The sequence below is a fragment of the Rhizobium sp. LEGMi-198b genome, from assembly GCF_054114205.1.
Genome location: NZ_JBSYVH010000003.1, coordinates 765,266 through 786,512, shown reverse-complemented (window position 1 = coordinate 786,512; position 21,247 = coordinate 765,266). Strand labels below are relative to the sequence as shown.

At 60.9% G+C, this 21,247-nt stretch carries 9 protein-coding genes; 5 read left to right on the top strand and 4 right to left on the bottom strand.

All coding sequences use genetic code 11. From position 1 onward, the window contains the following. Window positions 1-152 precede the first annotated feature (152 nt). Together ACXHXG_RS16395 and ACXHXG_RS16390 are read left to right on the top strand one after the other, a co-directional pair. On the top strand, window positions 153-746 hold the full coding sequence (locus tag ACXHXG_RS16395; RefSeq protein ID WP_457900024.1) for an ankyrin repeat domain-containing protein: 594 nt from the start codon (window positions 153-155) through the stop codon (window positions 744-746). A 13-nt stretch (window positions 747-759) separates the two neighbouring features. Beyond that, window positions 760-1,263 carry a YHS domain-containing (seleno)protein gene (locus ACXHXG_RS16390; protein ID WP_457899979.1) on the top strand — a complete coding sequence of 168 codons (504 nt, stop codon included), beginning with the start codon at window positions 760-762 and terminating at the stop codon, window positions 1,261-1,263. A 14-nt stretch (window positions 1,264-1,277) separates the two neighbouring features. Here the strand turns inward: ACXHXG_RS16390 and ACXHXG_RS16385 are convergent, their stop codons facing one another. Continuing rightward, window positions 1,278-3,440: an adenylate/guanylate cyclase domain-containing protein gene (locus tag ACXHXG_RS16385; RefSeq protein ID WP_457899978.1), complete on the bottom strand. Its 2,163-nt coding sequence runs from the start codon at window positions 3,438-3,440 to the stop codon at window positions 1,278-1,280. 431 nt (window positions 3,441-3,871) lie between these two features. Between ACXHXG_RS16385 and ACXHXG_RS16380 the strand changes: the two genes are divergently transcribed. Genes ACXHXG_RS16380 through ACXHXG_RS16370 form a run of 3 tightly spaced genes read left to right on the top strand, consistent with a single transcriptional unit; the run spans window position 3,872 to window position 17,824 of the window. Further along, complete coding sequence (locus tag ACXHXG_RS16380) at window positions 3,872-9,514, top strand: lysozyme inhibitor LprI family protein (RefSeq protein ID WP_457899977.1); 5,643 nt, start codon at window positions 3,872-3,874, stop codon at window positions 9,512-9,514. 6 nt (window positions 9,515-9,520) lie between these two features. Then, on the top strand, window positions 9,521-15,490 hold the full coding sequence (locus tag ACXHXG_RS16375; protein ID WP_457899976.1) for an alpha-2-macroglobulin: 5,970 nt from the start codon (window positions 9,521-9,523) through the stop codon (window positions 15,488-15,490). A 48-nt stretch (window positions 15,491-15,538) separates the two neighbouring features. Continuing rightward, a complete protein-coding gene (locus tag ACXHXG_RS16370; protein ID WP_457899975.1) occupies window positions 15,539-17,824 on the top strand; it encodes a transglycosylase domain-containing protein in 2,286 nt (761 codons plus the stop codon). A gap of 22 nt (window positions 17,825-17,846) precedes the next feature. On the opposite strand, the gene ACXHXG_RS16365 is transcribed toward ACXHXG_RS16370, so the two are convergent. The 3 genes from ACXHXG_RS16365 to ACXHXG_RS16355 form a co-directional block, all read right to left on the bottom strand. Continuing rightward, on the bottom strand, window positions 17,847-18,326 hold the full coding sequence (locus ACXHXG_RS16365) for a LysR substrate-binding domain-containing protein (RefSeq protein WP_104827567.1): 480 nt from the start codon (window positions 18,324-18,326) through the stop codon (window positions 17,847-17,849). 267 nt (window positions 18,327-18,593) lie between these two features. After that, the gene (locus tag ACXHXG_RS16360; protein WP_457899974.1) at window positions 18,594-19,574 is read right to left on the bottom strand and encodes a LysR family transcriptional regulator; all 981 of its coding nucleotides are present in this window, start codon (window positions 19,572-19,574) and stop codon (window positions 18,594-18,596) included. Between the two features lie 253 nt (window positions 19,575-19,827). Further along, window positions 19,828-21,147, bottom strand: coding sequence for an MFS transporter (locus ACXHXG_RS16355; RefSeq protein WP_457899973.1), 1,320 nt, complete (start codon window positions 21,145-21,147; stop codon window positions 19,828-19,830). Window positions 21,148-21,247 lie beyond the last annotated feature (100 nt).

The following is a 21,247-nucleotide window of genomic DNA, read 5'->3' as shown; positions in this document are numbered from 1 at the left end:
CCATGCACAAGTGCGCGCTTGGCGGAAATTCCTTCTTCTATTGCTCCCTGAAGAAACGTCGTCTGTGCGCTCGCTGCTACAGCCGACAGCGCTGCAAGGTAGCCTAAGCCCCGACGGCGTGCTATTCTGTCACAAACTTTAGGGTGAAAGCTATGCGCCGGTTTCTTACATCGGTAGCGTTGTTTTTTGCAGCGACAATGGGGGCCGCGGGCGATCCCTTGTTCGATGCCGTTTCAGCGGGAAACACCGTTGCCGTGGAACAGTTTTTGGCTTCGGGCGCCGATGTCAACAGCCGCACTCACGACCAGGCGACACCACTCATCAACGCCGCGCTCGAAAATCAGCTTGCCGTAGCCGAGCTGTTGATAGGCAGAAATGCCGATGTCATGGCAAGGAATGCAGGCGGCTTTACACCCCTTCATGCCGCGGCATTTTCGGGTAGCCTACCCATCTGCAAGCTGCTCCTGGACCACGGAGCAATTCTCGACGATGCATCCAACAAAGCCGGTGTTACGCCGCTCATGGTTGCGGGCGAAGAGAACCACGTCCTCCTCGCGGAGTTTTTGCTTGCGAAGGGGGCTGACGTCACCCACGCCGAGGTTCACGGCTACGCGCCGATCACGAGGGCCATGTGGAAAGGCAATGTCGATATCGTCCGTCTGTTCAAGCGGCATGGCGTGACGTGTCCTCCGGCCAGCGTTCTCGGCGAGGATAATTACGCTAAGTGCATGGAAATCCACGATTAAACAGGAGGCGCAGATGCACTTTGGAAACGGGGGACAATGCATTGGTCACTCTTTGGCAATGATCGGTCTGGCTGTCGCAGGCGCTGTCAGTGGATCACCAGCCATGGCCGACGACTCGGTAAACACGGGGTACTTCGGCGGCGTCGCCATCATGGGATACGACACGGTCGCCTACTTTACCGAAGGCAAAGCGACGAAAGGCTCGGAAAAAATCTCCTACGAATGGATGGGGACGCCGTGGCATTTCGCCAGTGCTAAACATCGCGAGATGTTTATGAGCGAACCGCTTAAATACGCGCCTCAATACGGCGGCTATTGCGCGGGCGAAGTAAGCAGCGGGTCCGTCACGGTCAACATCGATCCAGAAGCCTTCAAGATTATCGAAGGCAAGCTTTACCTGATGTATGACCAGGCGTATGCGGAGGAGTTTGCCGCGCATCCGGCGGACACTGTGACCAGGGCCGATGCCAAATGGCCGAAGGTCGCGGCCGATCTCGAACTGGATCAGTATCACTGACCACTAAAAAGGCTCTATTGGGCAGGCGAAAAATAGAAGACCTTGGTCGAATTCACGTAAGCATAGCTGGTTTCGTCGGCCGGATTTGCATGTCTATAGACCGGGCCGCAATCGGGTCGGCCAAATGCATTTTCACTTTGCTCGCAAAGCAGGTCCCCTTTGACAGAAACCTTCTCGGTCATCATCTGGGATGCCGAGCGGAATGCGGCCTTGCCGTCCAGTTGGACTTGCATGAGCGCAGGGCTTTCGGTCGGCTCGGTCTTTCCCCGCAGAAGTTTGCCCATGACGGCGGCCGCGATCTCGGGACCCTTCAACCGATATTGCTCGTCGCCCTGGAAGCCGAACGGCCATTCCGGCAGCCCGGCCTCGCGCAGCGCGTCTAGGATAAATGCCAAATCCTCTTCCCTGAAATGGGCATTGCCGAGCCGCCAGGCCGCGATGCTGTCGCGCCCCCCGAGAAGACGTTCGGCTTCGGCGACAGTCGCTCGAGCCTCATCAATGCGACCGACACGGACATAGGCCATGGCGAGTGGGGTAACGAACTCGCCGTTGCCTTGAGAGCCGTAGCCCGCGCGTTTGAAACTATCTATCGCCCTCTCGTAATCGCGCTGCAGATAAAAAATCATGCCAGCCGTGTATCGATCGATGGCGGAGAGGTTCGGATCGAACCTGAGCGCCTTCTCGACGGCCGCAGCGGCGTCGGCGTGATTGCCCGAGATCATTTGAACATATGCGACCGCCATATGGGCTTCGGCATCGGCGGGGCCGAGCGACACGGCCTTCTGCGCCGAGGCGATAGCCTGCTCGTAACGTCGATCCACGACCTGCATGATGGCGAGGACCGCATACGGCGACGGTAGTTCAGGATCGAGGGCAAGAGCGCGACTTGCCTTGTCATAGGCCCTTTTTCGCGCCAGGGCGCTCTGGAGGACGTCATCATACGCGCTTCGCCAGACATAGGCCGTCGCGTGCGCATCGGACGCGAAGGCTTCGGCAAAGCCGCTGTCCAGTGCCTCAGCCTTGTCAAACAGCGCCAATGCCTCCAGCATCAGGGAACGACGTCCGGTACGGGCCGCCTGCTCGGCACGCAGATAATAATCATATGCCTCGAGATTGGCGGTCGGCGGACGCGCAATTCGCTCCGCCTCGGACGACGTCAGCTTCAGACCGAGTGCATTGGCGATCTGGCGGCTCATCGAGTCCTGCACGGCAAACACGTCCGCCCCGCTGCGGTCAAACCGATTGGCCCACAGATGGTCGCCGCTGTTAGTATCGATCAGTTGCGCGTTGACGCGCATCAGGTCGCCAATTCGCTGCACGCTGCCCTCCACAACAAAGCGCACGCCGAGATCACGGCGTATGTCTGCCAGAACGTGGGGCTTACCCTTGTAGGCAAAGACGGAATTCTGGGAGATGACGTCAAGTTTCGACAGCCTGGTTAGATCGGTAATCAGGTTGTCGGTAATACCATCGGCGAAATAATCCTGAGTTTGGTCACTCAAGTTGGCAAAGGGCAGCACTGCGATCGATGGGCGTTGCTTGTAAAGCCATTGCCATGCGACGACAGCCGCGGTGGTTGCGATCAATAGCGCTGCGAGAGCCAACAGCGCCATACCTCGCGACTTTGCCCGAGGGGCAAAGACGACCTTGCCAGTGTGGACTGGGTCAAGCAGAACGCGGTAGACGCGAACCCGATCCGCTATGTTCTTCAGCCGATGCTCGCCGAGCGCCGAAAAGCCGACATCGACCTTGTGTGCGACTTGGTCGAATGCGGCGCCGGATATGAAAATTCCGCCAGGTTCGGCAATGCCTTGCAGGCGGGCGGCTATGTTGACGCCGTCGCCATAGATGTCATCGCCTTCAACAATGATGTCGCCGAGATTGACCCCGATGCGAAACCGAATGCGCTGTTCCTCGGAAACTCCCTGGTCTCTGCTGGACATACTCCGCTGGATTACGGCCGCGCATTGAACCGCGTCCACAACACTAGCAAATTCGACCAGCGCGCCGTCGCCCATCAGCTTGATGATCCGGCCATGGTGCTCTTTGATGGCGGAATCGATGAGGTCCCGACGGCATGCCTTCAACCGCTCAAGCGTACCGCCCTCATCCACTCCCATGAGGCGACTATAGCCAACGACGTCAGCGGAAAGTATCGCGGCGAGACGCCTCTCCATTTCTCTGCCCACCCCTTCGATACAGAGAGCTGAGCATCCTACCACGGTCTTAGGCGCGCTGGCACCGGAGCCCGGTCGTTTACGGCATAACTGTCGTCTCTGAATAGAAGAAGCTGGCCCCAAACAAAGACCGGAAGCCTTTGCGCCCCTCGCTTTCTCAGTAACTCCGGAGATGCCAGGGGGACCGGAAACCGGTCAGGGGCCAAGAGGTTGAATTGATCAACTTTGGCCATGAATGCCGGTCCGCAGCGCGCACGGATCCACTTGCATTATCCGCCTTCGGGGCAGCCGGAAAGGGTATCGCAGTCCCGCCATCAAACATTTAGTTCGTTGACGGTTCTCAGCTTGATGCATCCGCTGTGGCGCTCTTGTCTTGATCAACGATAGTTCATATTGACTAACGTGCTGGCCACCTAAGAAACGAGTTGTTCATGACTTTCGTCTCCCGCCTTCGCGTGCTTGTTGGTCTCGGTTGTGGTCTTTTTTCGACGGTCTGCCACGCGCAATCTTTTGATTGCAGCAAGGCACAGACCGTTATCGAAAAGGCGATTTGTACTTCTCCAGCCCTAATTGCTCAGGATACCGCCTTGGCGGTCGCCTATCGTCAGGCGCTGATGGATCTAAGCGGAGACCCGACAAAACTGAACGACCTGCGCCAGCAACAGCGCCGCTGGTTGGCGGACCGTAATAAATCCTGTGTGGACACCGACCCGGTCCGGCTGTCGACATGCCTGGCAACAAGCTATCAGACACGTCTTGCGGCGCTGAAAGCTACGAGCGCTCCTCCAAGCCAGCAGCCTCCCGAAGCTGCCCAGGGCGTCGAACCTGCGGCATCAACAGCACCGGCGACACAGTCGGCGGCGGCACAAGATACACCCGCGCCATCGGTTGCCGCGGCATCTCAACCAGCGTCCCCCAAAGCCCTGCCCCGGCCCGTGTCGCAGCCGCATTTGGCGTTGGATCAATTGCCTGCCGATCAAGATGGCAGCACCTTGCTAACCGTCGACACGCCCGGCCATATCACCATCCGCACACAGAGCACGTCCGGTGTGGCACTGCAGCTTGTCGATATGATCGCGGGACCAGGGGACCGCATGGGCGCACCTGGCGTCAGCGACGGCCGGATCGATGCGCTGCTCGACAAAGGCATCTATAAGATCCGTGTGTTCGGAGCCAAGGGAGCCGCTGGCGAAGCCAAGCTTACCGCACAAGCCTACCAGGAGCTTGAACAGCCTGACGCCGCTTTGACCTCCATCACCCCCATCCATGCCGATCTAAGCGACCTGCAACAAAGATCCTACTGGATCGACATTCCCGAATCCGGGCGCGTCGATATAGAAGCGGTCGGACGCTCGCTTCAGGATCTGCGCTTGTGGCGAAACGGCACCGACATTGTCGATCTCTCTCCGAAAATGTCGATCTTTGAACTGAAGCCGGGTCTCCCCATGACCCGGGCAACGCTGACGGGAACGGTCGAGCCCGGGCATTACCTCGTGACGGCCTATGGCGGCCAGAAGCTTGTCTGGACCAACTCGGACATGGCTGAGCCATTCCATATCCGCACCGGCACGCAGAGGTCGCTGGCCGGAGGGATTGCCGAAGGCGACATCGGGCCTTTTGGGTCGATACGCTTTGACGCTCCGGCGGATCTCGATACCTTCCGGCTCGAGCTGCCGCAATCGGCACCGGCGGTGCTCCGGGCCGGTCGGATTTCCAGCACGGCGACTAGCTTTCAAAGTGCTGCAATCGGCAAATCGAATCGTGAACCGACCGCCACGCTTTCGCTATCGACGGACAGTCAGCCGAGCATTGTCGAAGTCTCCGGTTATGAAGGCCAGCATTTCCAGGTTCGGGGGCTGCGGTTCAGCAACCAGACCCAATTCGACGGCTCGGTGCCCAATCTCATCAGTCTCGACGTTGCTGGCGAAGGCGGCGATGAAATTCCGGCCACGGCTCTGCTCTTGCGCCAGGATGCCAGCGGCAAAGCCACCATCGTGGCCTCTGACACGCCTCATCTGGGTCCAGGCCAGGCTTGGCGGCGGCGCTTCAATTTGCGCGGGCCGACCTCGCTGCTGTTCGAGATGACACAAGCAGGCCAGATCGCGATCCGCACCTCGGGCGTTGCCGTGCATGCCGACATCAGCCCGATTCTGGTTGGCAATGCCCCGCGCGCCGATGGCCGCAATCCCGATCGTTTCGATCTAAACGCCGGCTACTATCTGCTGCGCCTGCTGCCCGACAATGATGCAATCGGCATCGTCGACCTCACCTTCGGCACACCGGGTCTTGCGCCGCCGCCACAACCCGCCGCCCCGGCTCGCACGACTATTTCGTTTGGCATCCGGGAAGCCGAAAAGGCCACGCGCTATGAGATCATCACCAATGCCGCGCCCGGCCTGCTGACCGGGCCTCGTGCCGTTGCCCTGCCCGCAGACCTGCAGGCGCGGCCCCTGGCGCTTTGGCAGCCCACAGATGCTTCTGCTCAGCCGCAGCCCCTGCAGAACCAGCCCAATTCGAATATCCCAGCGCCCGTGCCGCAGGTGAAAGGCAGCGCCTCCGATGATGCGAATGCCCTGTCGCGACCGGCATCACCAGCAGATTTGCGCATCGACGTCCATGTGCCCGCCGGGGGGACTATCGCCGCCGTCGACATGCACAATATGCCGGTCGCTTTTGCTACCAGCAACCAACGGGTAGATGCAAAAGGCCGGACGTTGACGCTGCGCTTCCCTGCTCCGGCCGCTGCCCGGTCCATAGTCGTCACCTGGCAGGCTGATGCCGCTGCGGCGCGGAAGAGCGTGCAGCCAGCACCCGCATCTCCGCTGATTGCCGGTCAACGCCTGTTTCTCGATCTCGCCGAAAACGCGCAGAAAACCTACCGGGTGGATGTTGCGGAAGGGGGGCTTTATCGCGTCGAGACCCTCGGCCGTTTGCAGACGTCACTGCGTCTTGGCACGTCATTCCTGCCGGGGCTGGGGGAAGCGTCCGATAATGGCGATGGCCACAACGCGCTACTGCAAACCTATCTGCGCGCGGGAACCTATCAGGTCGATGTGTCCGCGCAGAATTCTTCCGGGCATCTTGGCATTGCCGTTACCCCGGCTTCGCTTTTGACGGCCGCAACCCTGGTCGCCGACGGCACCAGCCGCGGAATTCTCTCCGGCGGACGCGGCGCCATCGTGCCGATCGAGATCGCGAGCGCGGGATCGTATCAGCTTGATCTCTATTCCCTTGGCGGCGATCTCACCGCTCGCCTGGAGGATGAGGAGGGTTGGCCACTCACCCCGCCAGGCCCACTCTCCAGCCTTAATGAGGATTTTACGCCCGGGCACTACCGCCTCGTGATCTTGCCGCGCGACGTCGACACGCGGTTTGTCGCGCGGCTGAGGCCCGTGATCGACCCGCCGCAGCTACAGGGCCACGGACCACACCCGCTAGCCTTCAATCAGCCCCAGGCATTTCAATGGCGCGAGCCTCAGAGCAAGGGCGACGCGCGGGTTCCCGATAGCTGGACTTTCGATCTCCTTGCCGATGCGGATATCAGCATCGATCTGACCGAAGGCATGATCGGCACCCTGTTTCGCGACGATAAGGAGCAGATCGCCCGCTTCGTCGCCGCTCCGCGGTTCACCGGCAAGTTGAAGGCCGGACATTATCGGATCGATCTCATGAGCCTCGCTCACGATGACCGATTGGATTACCAGATTTCCCTGAACACCAAGGACCTCCAGCCCGGCGAGGCGCGCTTCGTCAACCTTCCCGCCGAGCTTTCCTTCAATGTCGGGACGGACCGTGTCGTCAGCCTCGGTACGTTCGGCCACAGCGAAATCAAGGGCGTGCTGAAGGATGAACATGGCACCGTCCTGGAGCGGCTGACTGGGCGCAGTGATGACTGGAACATCGCGCTGTCGACCCGTCTACCGGCCGGATCCTATACACTCGCCCTCGATCAAGCAGCAGCCGCGGGCACGGGCAACCAATCGGATGACAATTCCGACAATTCGGAAGCAGACTCCAACGGCGATGGCCAAGAGGCAGCAGGCGACGATCAGGCCAATGCCTTGGACATCGAGGTTCAATTCGCCCTGCCGCAGGAGCAGCTACAGCCAGCGCTTGCCGAGAATGGCACAGCCGAAGTCACAGGCGCTTCCGTCTTTATATTTCCCCTGCCGGCCAATGGAAAGGACCAACTGGCGCTGGTGGCGGCTCAATCCACCAGCGACCTTGTTCTCTCCGTCGAAAAGCGGGACGGCGACGGCAATTGGAAGCCACAAGCCTTTGCCCGTGGCCGCTCGCCCGTTATCGCCTGGCCTGCATCCGAGAAAGAAGCACAATGGCGCGCATCGGTCTGGACCCTTGATGGCGGAACCGCACCCATCAAGATCGCCGCGCGCAGTATCGCCCGCGATATGCATGAGCCCGGCGATGTCTCTCTGGAGCCCACCACCATCGACGGCCTTGGGCTTTCGCTGAACGTCGGACTCGCGCATGCACCATCGGCAGGCATTGTAGACCTCGGCGCCACTGCGGATTTGCTTGTGGGCGCAAGCGCCGATCGCCCGCTTACGGCAGCCACGTCAGGATTGTTTGCTCCGCAGTCGGATCGTCTATGGCTAGTCTCGCGCGCAGCAGGACATGTGCAGGTCAGCCCTGCACAGACCAATGCCGAGATCGCGCTGACACTTGCGCCGGGAGATCAGGCGGTTGTTCCCGCCACATCTCCGATGCCAGGCAAAGTAAGATTGTGGCGCGCGGATTCGGCCTTTGGACAGCCGGGACTGACGGCCGGACGCGGTATGGGTGTCAGCCTCAACAGCGCTGTCGCCCTCGCCGATAACCGGGATCTGCGTGTCTGGAACGCGGCAAGCGACGAAAGCCTGCAGATGCGGCTTAGGCCAATCGATGCGGCGGAACTCGAGGTGGTGCAGCTAAATGGCACCTATACGGCGACCATTCCAGCCCTTAGCGCGCGGCCGGTGAAGCTGACGAATGGGGTGAAACGGCTCACGCTCGACCTGGCGCCCGGGATCGCCGTCGTTTCTGCCCCTTCAACCACTCAGTTGTTGAACGTCTGGTCCGGTGCGGCGCCCCTGTCGCGCAGCATCGCGACGTCAGCCGAAGAAATCTGGCTGGTCAACCTGACGAATGATGCAGCCTCCGCGCGCGTCAGCCTGTCGCCGGGACAGGCCATTACCCTCGGCAACGATCAGATCAAGCGCCGCTTCTTCGGCACGGTCGGATCGGAAGAAATCGCGGTTGATGCCATGAAGGGAGATGTCCTGAACGTCTCCGGCGGCGCGGCGACCTTTGTTGAGGCCGACGGTCGGGTCTTACGTGGCGACCACATCCCGGTGTCCGGTCCCGGCCAGTTGATCGTCGATCACAATGCCGGACTTGTGGCCCTGTGGCTGGAGCGTGGCGGCAAGTCGCCCTGGCCGAAGCCCGAGCCAAAAACGACGACCCTGCCGCAGAGCGTAACGCTTGAAGGCGAGGCCATGGCCTTCCGCCTCGATCCGGATCCGCCGATCGTGCTTGATGTCAGCACCGACGCCCCTGTCATTGTCGGATTGGAGCAAAATGGTCACCGAGACTTGCAGCTTTTTCCGACGGGCGCCGAATTCCACCGCTATCTCGCGGCGGGCGAGGCGGTCCTGACGCTCTATTCCACGCACGAAGGCCCCTTGTCGGGCAGTCTGGATATGACGGCAACACCGGTCGTCCCGGTGAATGACGGCGTCGGAGCCCCGGTGGTGCTAGCGCCGGGTGCGACGGCCTTGTTTGGCTTCGAGGTCAAGAATAGCGGCAATATCGGTGTCGGCCTGCGTTCCGATCCGGACCTTGCCATCGGCCGCCTGCTGGATGCCAAAGGCCAGGTGCTCGGCGAAGGCGTCAATCAGCTCAAGCAGCTAACGGCAGGCTATTACCTCCTGGAGGCGCGTGCACCGGCCGACGCACCGACGCTCGTCGTCAGGCCCTCGGTGGTTGGATTATCACCACCGCCAGCAGGTCCGCCGCCTGAAATTATCAATGATTATCTGCAGCGCGCCGGTTTGAAGCCCACGGGATTGAAGTGAAAACCAATGAAAAAGATTGTATTTCTCATTGCCCTCGCCCTTGCGTCTTCAACGCTGATCTCAAGCAGCCACGCGCAGCAAAGCGCTACTTCGCCGACGCTGGATGTTCTGCAACGCGCCGACGGCGTCAAAATCGTGCCGGAGAAGTTCCTTCGCGCCTATGATCCGGTAACGATCTTCTTTCCCACGGACACCGGCCCCGCAACCGGTGGCCCGGAAGACTCGCCCGAGCGTTTTGTGACGATGGAACCGGCGGCCGCCGGTGCCTGGCAATGGCTGGGCCCGCGCGCCCTGCAATTCAGGCCCGCCGACAAATGGCAGCCTCTCGCACGCGTCAAGATCAAGATGCTGGGTCACGAAAAGGACGCTGGCGGCGAGACGGAATTGATACCGCTGCTGCCGGTACCGGTATCCACCGTCCCGGCCGCGGCCGGTGATCCCATCAACGAGCTTGACCAGATCACGTTGACCTTTGCCGAACCCGTCGACGTAGCGGCGCTGAGCCGCCTTCTGTCGATAGAACTGCGGCCGGCGCCAGGCATCGGCGACGAAGGCGGTTTGATGTTGGGAGCGCAGGATTTCGATATCCAGCCGCTTGAACGCAACAGCCGCAGCGACCAGCAATCCTATATGGTGAAACTGCATGCGAGCGTGCCCGATGGCCGCATCGCCATTCTGCGGCTGAAGCTTGCCGATACGCCAGATTTCAGCGATCAGACCTTTGAGCTGCGTGTGCGCACCGCCGTGCCCTTCACCATGATCAGCTCCGATTGCGGGCGAGGCTTCGACGCCACCACAAGCGATGGCATCATGCGCTGCACGTCCAACGCCACCGTCAGCGATTCCGGCGGTGCAGTCGATGATAATGGCAACCCCGTCGACAATGCCGATGCGGCACCGGCCACGCGATCGGGCGAAGCTCGTGGGTTGATCTTCCGATTTTCCAGCAATCCAGTGGCTGGCGAACAATTGTCTGTGCGGGACTCGCTGCGCATTTCTCCGCCCGTGGACGATCTGACGGCAGATGCAAGCAACGGGCGTCTTTATATCCATGGCCGCTTTCTTACAGACAAGATCTATACACTCGATGTAGCCGCCGGTGCCCTGACCGACGACCGTGGCAGACCGCTGGCTACCGGCTTCAGCCGGAAATTCGCCTTCGCGCCGGAACAGGCCTCGCTTGTCTGGGACGCGTCGCAGGGCGTGGTCGAGCGCTTTGGCCCGCAACTCGTGCCGTTGCGCGGGCGCGGCTATGACAGGGCCGATGTGCGCATCCATGCGATTGATCCGCTATCCCGCGATTTTTGGCCTTTCCCGCAAGCCGGCCTCGATACGAACGACGACGAAGCACCACCCTTGCCTGGCAAGGAGCCGCAGAAATGGGCTGAAAGCGATGAGATCTCAGCCGACGCGATCCAGGCACGCGTCAAGGCCCTGGGTTCGCCCGCTATTTCCCAATTCATGGACCTGCCGATTCACAGAGGCGGCGTCGACACCAAATTCGGCCTGGATCTGAAATCCTCTTTTGCCAGGATTGCCGGAGCGGACCAACCCGGGACTTATCTCGTCGGCCTGCGCGCGGTAGACAGTCAGACCCGCCATTGGCTTCGCGTGCAGGTCACCGACCTGACCTTGAGTGCGGTCGAGGAGCAGGACCGGGTTCGCTTTGCCGTCACCTCTCTTGCCAAGGGCAATCCGATCGACGGCGCACAAATTCGGCTCGACGGCTTGAGAGACGGCAAGTTCGTCACACTCGCAACCGGCACGACGGACGCGCAAGGCTTCTTCTCCTGGGAGCTGCAGCAGCGCGCCGAGGCTAAGATCCGGCGTGTCGTCGTGACGAAGGGGCTCGATACTCTCGTCATCGACCCCGATAACGCGCCAGCCCAATATGCCCAGGATAATTGGACCAAGCCGTCGACCTCCTGGCTGGATTGGACCACCAATCCAGAGGAAAATCGCGCCGAGCAGGCCCGCACCCTATGCCACGTCTTCACAGAGCGGCCGATCTACCGACCAGAGGAACCGGTTCATATCAAGGGATATGTCCGCAGCTATCTCGGCGGCCACCTGACGCTGCCGACACAAGGCGGGCAGATCGTGATCACCGGCCCCGACAAGCAGGAATGGCGCGTACCCGTAAAGCTGGACGCCTTCGGTGACTTCTACCACAAATTCGACGCCGAGACGCCGGCGACCGGTGACTACAAAGTGCACTTCGAACCGGGTGACACGGCGCAGGCCACGGACCAGGCGCAACCGGAGCAAAAATCCGGTAATGACGACGAAAATGCAGACGATCAACCAAGCGACAGCAACGCAGATGATGGTCAGGCAGACGACGCTCAAGCCGATTCTGCGCAGACCGCCGATAGTGCCGATGACGCGGCTGACAACATGACCCAATGCGGCAGTATCTCCTTCAAGAAGGAAGCCTATCGCCTGCCGACGTTTGAAGTCGTGCTCAACAATCCGCAAACGGTGCCGCTCGATTCCTCCTTCAACGTTGACCTGATCGCGCGTTATTTTGCCGGCGGTCTGCTGGCAGATCGCCCCATTCGCTGGCGAGCCGTGCAGTATCCTTACAATTGGACGCCGCCGGGCCATGAAGGCTTCCTGTTTTCGACGGATTCCCGCTATTCCGGCGGCGATGAATTCAAATCCTCGCCGGCGCTTGAGCGAGATGGCAGCACGGATGCCGGCGGTGCCTCGCGCATCAGCTTCGACACGACGATCGAGCCTACGGCCCAACCGCGCCGCTACATGATTGAGGCGACCGTTACCGGCGACGACGATCTGCAGGTCCGCAGCATCACCAACGTCTATGCCGTCCCGCCCTTCGTGCTTGGTCTCAAGGTGCCACGCTATGTGCCAAAGCCCGGTGCCATCGAGCCTGAGATTCTTGCTGTCGATGGCAATGGCGATCCCGTCGCCGGGCTGGAGATGACGGCGCGCCTGATCCATCGCAACTGGACGTCGACGCTGCAGGCGAGCGACTTCAGCCAGGGCTCGGCGAAATACGTCACGCAGGAAATGGATGAGACCGTCCTGGAGCGCAAGATCACCAGCACGAAGGACATCCAGACCCTGGCGCTCGAGGCGAAGGATGCGGGCGTCTATATCATTCAGCTCGAAGCCAGCGACCGTATCGGTCGCCGCCAGCAGGTCAGCGTCGACTTCTTCGTCGGCGGCACCACGCCGGTCACCTGGGCTCAGGCGCCCGCTCGCACCGCGGTCGTCACCACGGACAAGGACAGCTACATTCCCGGCGAAACCGCCAACCTGCTGATCCAATCCCCCTTCCAGACAGCGCGCGCCCTGGCCGTCGTCGAAGAGCCCGAGGGGAAGTTCCGCTATGACTGGGTCGATATCGCCGATGGATACGGCCATTATGCGCTGCCCGTCCGCAAGGAATATATGCCGGAAATTCCCGTGCACTTTCTCATCATGCGCGGCCGGCTGGAGACCAGCATCCCATCGCCGAACGCGCCCTTCGACCAGGGCAAGCCTGTGACAATCGCCGCGACGAAGACGGTGACGGTGAAGCCGGTGAAGAACACCGTCACCGTTACCATGGATTATCCAAAGAAGGCCCGCCCCGGCGATGAAGTGGAGGTCACGCTGCATCTGGCCGACGACACGGGCCAGCCGATCGCTGGCGATGCCACCTTCTGGATGGTCGACCAAGCCGTGCTGTCGCTTGCAACCGAACAACCGCTGGACCCGCTGCCGAATTTCATCGTCAAGCGCCAATCCACCATGGCGCTGCGCGATACCCGCAACATGGCCTTCGGCATCATTCCCCTGGATGAGGTGCCGGGCGGCGACGAGCGCGAAGACTGGGGCACGGACAACAATATTTCCGTCCGCAAGAATTTTACGCCGGTGCCGATCTATCTTCCCGACGTAAAGGTCGGTCCGGATGGCACCGCCAAGATCAAGGTGAAGCTGCCGGACTCGCTGACTGTCTTCAAGCTGCGCGCCAAGGCCGTCAGCGGTCCCGACCGCTTCGGCTACGGTACGGGCGAGATGCTGATCCGGCAGGAAATAGTGGCCCAACCCGCCCTGCCCCGCTTCCTCCGGTATGGCGACCAATTCGAGGCAGGCGTCATTGCCCGTGTCGTCGAGGGCGGTGGCGGCACCGGCGCGGCATCCATCGTTTCCGATGGACTGACATTGGAGGGCAATAAGGATTTCTCGTTTAACTGGGAACAGAACAAGCCGGCTCATATCGGCGTTCTCGCATCGGTGCCGGAGCCAAAGCCCGGCAAGGACGACGTGCGGCTGCGTTTCGGAGTCGAGCGGGTGGCCGACCATGCCCGGGATTCAGTCGAAGTTGCGCTGCCGTTGAAATTCGACCGCGTGCCGATCAAGCATTACGAGATCGTCGAAATCCCGGCCGGCGGTTCGAAGACGCTGTCGACGCCGCAGGAAAACGTCCGCCCCGGATCGTTTCAGCGCGCGATCACGCTCGCTTCCGATCCGGCATTGGTCAAGCTGGTCGCCGGGCTCAACACTCTGGTGGAATCCCCTTACGGCTCCACCGAACAACGGATCTCCTTGGCCTCCTCCGGCGTGGCCTTCAAAAGTTTCGAACCCATTCTGGCGGCGGCGAAGCTTGACAAGCGCATCGACGGCGACGTGCACAACACGGTGTTGGCCATCAGCCAGGCGGTCGATGCCGATGGCCTTGTAGGCTTCTGGCCGCACAGCAAGGGCAATGTCTCGCTGACAGCCTGGGCCTATTCGTTCCTGGTCGCAGCCGAGAAGGCAGGCGAGCCCACCGACAAGGCGCTGACCGACCGCCTCGCGAGCGTGCTGAAACTATCGCTGCGCTCGGATTATCCGCATCTACTCACCGGCGACGAGATTCGCGAACGGGTCGAGGCTCTGACGGCGCTCGCCGAAGGCGGCAAGCTCGACCCTGCCTATACGGCGGAACTGGCCCGTTCGGCTGCCCTGATGCCGAATGTCAGCGTTGCCCGAATGACGGCGGCGGCCGCCGCCGCGCCGGATGCCGACCCACGCCTTGTCGGCGGTTTGGCCGACGCCATGTGGTCGCGCGTACGCATCCTCTCTCGCGATGGCCAGTTGGTTTACAATGGGCAGGCACAGGATGGGGGCAATCCCATTATCCTGCCTTCGGAAACCCGCAGCCTGGCCGAAATGGTGCGCGCGGCGGCTTTGACCTCGGAAACGGATCCGCGCTATCCCGCCTTGAAAACCGCCCTGTTGCGATTGGGCGAAGGTGACGGCTGGGGCTCGACCAACGCCACTTCGGCGGCAATCCGAGCACTTTCAGCCGCTTGGCAACGGCCGACGACGCCGTTGCCGTTGACGCTTAGTCAGAACGGCAGCGTCCAAACGCTGACGCTGGACGCCAACACACCCGTGCTGCGTCAGGTCACGCTGGATCCGGGCGCCATCACCATCAGCAATACCGGGTCTACATCTGCGCTTGCTTTGGTGGAAACCAGCTATCTGTCGGCCGAAGCCGGCTACAAGGCGCAGGTCCAGAGCCGGGGCTTTGCCCTTACCCGCACGCTCTACCGCGTCCCCGCAGGCAACGCACCGCTGGAAAAGCTGGCCCCCGATGCCAACGGTGCCATCCAGCTCAAGGTCGGCGATGTCCTGGAAGAGAGGGTCGAACTGGTCGTATCTGAAGATCGGACCCATGTGGCTCTCACTCTGCCGCTAGCGGCAGGGCTCGATCCTCTGAACCCCAATATAGCCACGGCCCCGGCAGAAGCGACGCCGGCAATAGCGTCGACCTTGCCGACCGATTGGGTTTCCTATGGCGACGACCAAGTATTCTGCGCTTCCGACAGGCTTCCGAAGGGTAACTATATCTTTGCCTACCGGACGCGCGCCTTGATCCCCGGCTCGTATACGCAGCCGCAGGCCTTCGCCGAAACCATGTACCAGAAGGGCGTGCAGGGAATGAGCGCGGCCGTGCAGATCGTGGTGGCGAAATAAGCCGCCACGATCGGATGGATATCAGACAAGGAGCCAGGCAACCGGGCAATGACATTTTTGGGAAGCCGCCGATCGAAGCTCGTTCTTTTCCCCCTGCTGATCCTCGCAGCTGGTGCCTCGGTCTTTGCCTGTCTCATCAATCAGCGCGCTCACCTGGATGCACCCGCCCCGACACCGATACTTTATGATCGCGGCGGCGCGTTCCTCGCCCAGATCGGCCATGCCGACAAGGAGAGCGGGCGCATCGATTATGGCTATTGGCCGTTGGAGCAACTGCCTGACCGCGTCGTGAAGGCAACGCTTGCACTCGAGGACAGGCGGTTCTACGGGCATGCTGGCGTCGATCCCTATGCCATCGGCCGCGCCGCCTGGCAAAATCTTGAGGGCATGGGACGCCGCTCGGGCGCCTCGACCATTGCCATGCAAGTGGCGCGGATGCAGCGGCCGGAATCGCGCACCTTCATGCACAAGATCCTCGAGGCCGGCACCGGTGTGTTGCTGACCCTGCGCTACGGCCGCGAGGCGATGCTGGCGCAATACTTACGGCTGGCACCCTACGGCAATGGCAGCCACGGCATCGCCCATGCGGCACGGCTCTATTTCGACAAGCCGGTGGCCGATCTTTCCTGGGCTGAGATCGCACTGCTATCAGCCATCCCGCAATCACCGACCCGGATGAACCCGCTGCGGCCGGAAGGCTTGCGCCGGGCGATTCAGCGCGGCCACCAAATGCTGAACACGCTGGCGCAGCAGAAGATCATCAATGCCGACGAGGCAGAAATCGCCCATCGCCAGCTCGCCGACATGCGCATGCCCGACCTGCCGCGCCGCCCGGATGCTCTGCATCTCATATTGCGCTATCACGACCTCATCGAGAACGGCCAGATAGCACCAGCCTCCGCAAATACGCCGCTGATCCACACGACCATCGACCTTGCGCTGCAGACAGACGTTACCGCTCTCGCACGCCAATATCTCGATGGCTGGCGCTCCGCAGGCGCACAGCAGGTCGGCGTCATGGTGGTGTCGCGTCAAACGGGCGAGGTCCTCGCCCAGGTGGGTTCGAGCAATTATTACGGCAGGCATGCCGGCGCGTTCGACTACACCCGGACACAGCGCTCGCCCGGGTCGACACTCAAGCCGTTCATTTATGCGCTGGCCTTCGAACGCGGCGTGCTGAAGCCGACCGACATGTTGCTCGATTTGCCGGAAGGCGCGTCGGGCATCGGCGATGCAGACCGCGAATTCCTTGGGCCAATGCTGCCGCGCCAGGCACTGGCCAATTCGCGCAACGTGCCCGCCACTAATCTGCTGCGCAGCATCGGTCTTGAGACGACATTCCGCTTTTTGCGCGATCTCGGCCTGCACGACCTTGAAACCCCAGCCGATCATTTCGGCCTCTCGATGGCGATCGGCTCGCTGCCGACACGCCTGGACAGGCTGATGCGGGCCTATGGCGCGCTGGCCAATGACGGCCAATTGCAGGATCTGCGCTGGGCGCGCGAGCAGCCGCAATCCCAATCCGTGCGGATCATTTCGCTCGATACGGCCCGGTTGATCACGTCCTTCCTCTCCGATCCGCAGGCCCGGCTGCCGAGCTTCCACCGCTATGGCACGCTGGAATATCCTTTCCCCGTCGCGATCAAGACCGGCACCTCCCAAGGCTACCGGGATGCCTGGGCGATGGCCTATTCCGAAAAAGTCATCGTCGGCGTCTGGATCGGCCGCGGTGATGCCGGCACCATGAGCAGGATGACCGGCGCCGGAAGTGCCGCCCGCCTCGCGCACGCGATCATCGACCGGGTTCATGGCAACAAGCCCGGAGACATCGCCGATGCGCGCTTTCCGACGCCGCCAGACCGCAAACCGATGGAGGTTTGCGTCGTCAATGGACAGTCAAATGACAACACCTGCAGCCAGACGCTGGTGGAATGGCTTAAGCCTGACGAGATGCCGAAGGTGGCAGCGCCGTCGCTTCGTCCGGACGCCAACCTCAAATCTTTGCCGATCAGTGCAGCAGCCGGGAGGAGCCATTCACTCGCCGGTGCCGATGCCTCCGACCCGCAGATCCATCTCGCCATATCAACACCTGCGCGCAACAGTCAGATTTGGCGCAATCCGGAACAGCCCGCCGCCTTCGACCGTCTGCCTCTGAAGGCCGATGTCCAGCCGCATGTGCCGCAAATCGTCTGGTATGTCGACGGCCAGCCCTTCGCCGTCACCGACCCCGACCGGCCTGTCTTCTGGCCCATCCAGAGCGGCGAACACCGCTTCCAAATCCGCCTGCCCTACCGCGACGAAACCTCTGCAGTCGTACCGGTGTATGTGCAATGAGACCGGTTGAAAACCAATCGCCTTAGCGCAGGTCCGCCGTCTGCGAGAGAAACCATTCCACTAGGATGTTGAGCTTATCCTGTTCGGTTCGACGCTCGTTGGCCACCAGAAAGAAGGCGCCTCCCGTCTTCACCGAAACGTCTAACGGCCTCACCAGAAGCTTGTTTTGAAGCAAGAGCTGGGCGGAGAAATTCCATCCAAGGGCAATCCCCTCCCCCGATAGGGCTCCCTGCATGACCAATTGATAGTCATTCAGCACCATGTTTGGTGCTGCATCTACCGATCCCGCCCCCACGAGGTTGAACCACTCTCCCCAACTGAGCCGCTTGCGGTGCGGATCGAACGAGTGAAGCAGGTGATGGTCGGACAAATCCGCCACAGCGGTAACGGGAGCATGGTTCGACAGATAGGCGGGCGAGCATACAGGGAACACCACCTCGTCAGAGACAAACCAGCGGGACGGCGGAACAGGCCATTCATTCAGAGAGCGTTCGATGGCCATATCTGCGGCCGCCTAAATCGTCGCTTCCATTCCTAAATGCCCGCTGCGGCGGGCCAAGATGAAGGACGCCGAGATCGTCCCACCTGCGATTAAAGCGTTCGGTGTACCTTTCGCAAAAGATAGCCCCCTTCACCGGCTCCAAGGTGGAACAACATCGTCGGCCCCTTCGCTACCCACCGCAATCCAGGTCCAGCCACATCGCCTTATCGAAATCCTCGACGGACGCGACGCCCGTCTTGATGAGGTGGATCGCGTTGACAAACCAGCTCAGAGGATATCTCCCATCGCCACTCCGCGAGGCTGGTGTCCTTGTTCCGAAGCAGCAAGATCCGTCAGAACGAAATCGATGAATTCCTGCACATGCGGCTTGTCCAGGGATGCTCGGTTCACCTTCAAATAATATCCCCGATCGACGCGAAGAGGGGCATCGAACAATGTGCGGAGCGCGCCTTCGTCCAGCAGCGATCGTACGAGATGATGCCACCCCAGAACGATTCCCTCGCCCTTGATCGCTGCGTTCACGAGAAGCGGATAATTGTTGCTGATCATGATGGGCGATAAGTGCGGCACATCGAGACCGTTCGCCCGAAACCAATCGTCCCAAGTGACTGGATGCCAGCCGATGGCATCAGAAGTCCAGTGCTTGCGATGCAGGTCCAGCAAATCGGCGTGCCCCAGGCTTAGGGGGTCCGGAAATGGCCCGTGGCGTTCGAGATAATTCGGGCTGCAAACCGGTTGAACAATATCCGGAAAGAGATAACGGAGATTTTCCCCGACCTCGCAGCGTTCGTTTCCACAAATCAGGGAAAGATCGACCTCGTCGAAGTTCCTCAATGTGTCGTCCTCGTCCGACGCCAGAAGAACGAACCTCACGTCAAGCCGCTCGGAACGGAACCTGTCCACAAGGGATTTCAGCCAGAAAGCGATCGCCGCATTGGTACCCGAACAGGTGATCATGGGAAGATCAGACGGAGCATTAATATCGTTGATCGCATCGCAAATCTTGTCCAGCCCGCCGCTGACGGCAGTCAAGAGCCGTTGGCCATCGAATGTCAGTTCGAGGCTGTTGTGCTTGCGGATGAACAAGGTAACACCCAGCGATTTTTCGAGGCCGCGGATCTGCTGACTAATGGCGGCCTGGGTCACGTTGAGCTCGTTCCCGGCGAGGGTAAAGCTGAGATGCTTCGCCGCAACTTCGAAAGTGGCGAACGAACCGAGGGAGGGAAGGTAACGGCGTTTGATTAGCATCCAATAACATCGTCGTCAGAGGGATCGTCGATAACAAAGTCGCATGTCTTTTCCGACACGCAAAGGCCGCTGCGACATTTCATAGTCGCGACAGAAGAACTATGTCGCGAGGCATCCGAATTGCGATTCAGCACCGATCTTGGGCTATTGAGACTTTCTGTGTGAGAGTGGGATGCGACACTCCACCTCACACAGAAGCCTATCACGCAATAGCCACTAACGGCTTTGAACACTTGCCAAAACAATCTGCCAGCTAGTGCGAATACCCCGCGGCCGTTTCACTAAGGCTTTTCCCTCTTGTCTCAGGCGCCCACAATTGAGACACCAGCGCGCCGCTGAAGACGACACCCGCCGCGACCAGCATGGCCGCCGAAACCCCGAATTTCTCCACGCCTATCGGCAACAGGAACGTACCCATACCCGCGCCGATCCGGCTGACAGCGGCGGCAAAACCGGTGCCGACGCCACGAACCTCGGTGGGGAACACCTCGCCGGGATAGATACTTGTCAGCGTCCCATTCATCGCATTCAAGAACGAGAAGACGAGGAAGAGGCCCAATACCACGGCTGGAGGCGCGCTCGACCACAGGCCAATGACGAGGAAGACGACCATCGTGATCCACTGCGGCGGGACTGTGAACAACCGGCGACCGGCCTTGTCGATCAGCGCCACCGTGACGGCGACCCCGATCACAGCAACCATCGACAGTCCCACACCACCGGCGAGCCCGCCGTTGAGGCCGTAGTGCTCCAACACATTGTCTGCGAAGGTCGCGATCGCGAAATATGGCAGGACGTTGCAGAACCAGAACCACGAAACGAAAGCAGTCATTCGCCAGTACTTCGCGGAGAAGAGTTCCGAGAACTGGCCATGACGAACCTCTTCGTTCTCCATGTCCGCCATATCCCCGGCGCTCTCCAGATATTTGCGCGCGATGGCGCGGGCCTCATTCTTGCGGCCCTTGCTCCACAACCAGCGCGGCGACTCCGGCAGGCCGAGCCGGGCGACGAACAAGACGACCGCGATAAGCGTGCTCGTGCCGATGATGAAACGCCACGGCAGCGGTGTCGGCAGGTTCAGAATGTAGCCCGCCGTGTACCCGATCATGAATCCGCCATACCAGGCGAGGATCGTGACGCCCATCAGCCGCCCCCGCAAACGGGCGGGCGCAAACTCCGACATCAGCGGCCAGCCGACCGAGTACTCCGCACCTATGGCAACGCCCATCAGCAGCCGCACCACAAACAACATCTCAACCGAATTGATGAAGAACTGCATCGCCGATGCGATCACGAACAGCGCCATGTCGATCATGAAGAGCGGCTTTCGGCCGAACTTGTCGCCAGCCCATCCGCCGAGCGGCGAGCCGATCAATATCCCGAACAGCGCAGCGGACGCGATCAGCCCCATGTCGGCCGTCGACATACCCATATCTTGCTTCATCACGGTGGTTACAGGGCCGATGACCCCGAGGATGTAACCATCGAGCAGCATTCCGCCCGTGAGAACGGCTATCATCCTTATCATGAAGCGTCTTTTGAACGCGGTGGATGTGTCCTCCCCGATGGTCACGCCTGCAACGGCTGCTTCCCTCTCCAGTAACATTGTCTCCTCCTTTGGCTAGCGATAAACATTTCCTATTGCTGCGGCTTGTCTCAGGGATGGGGATGCC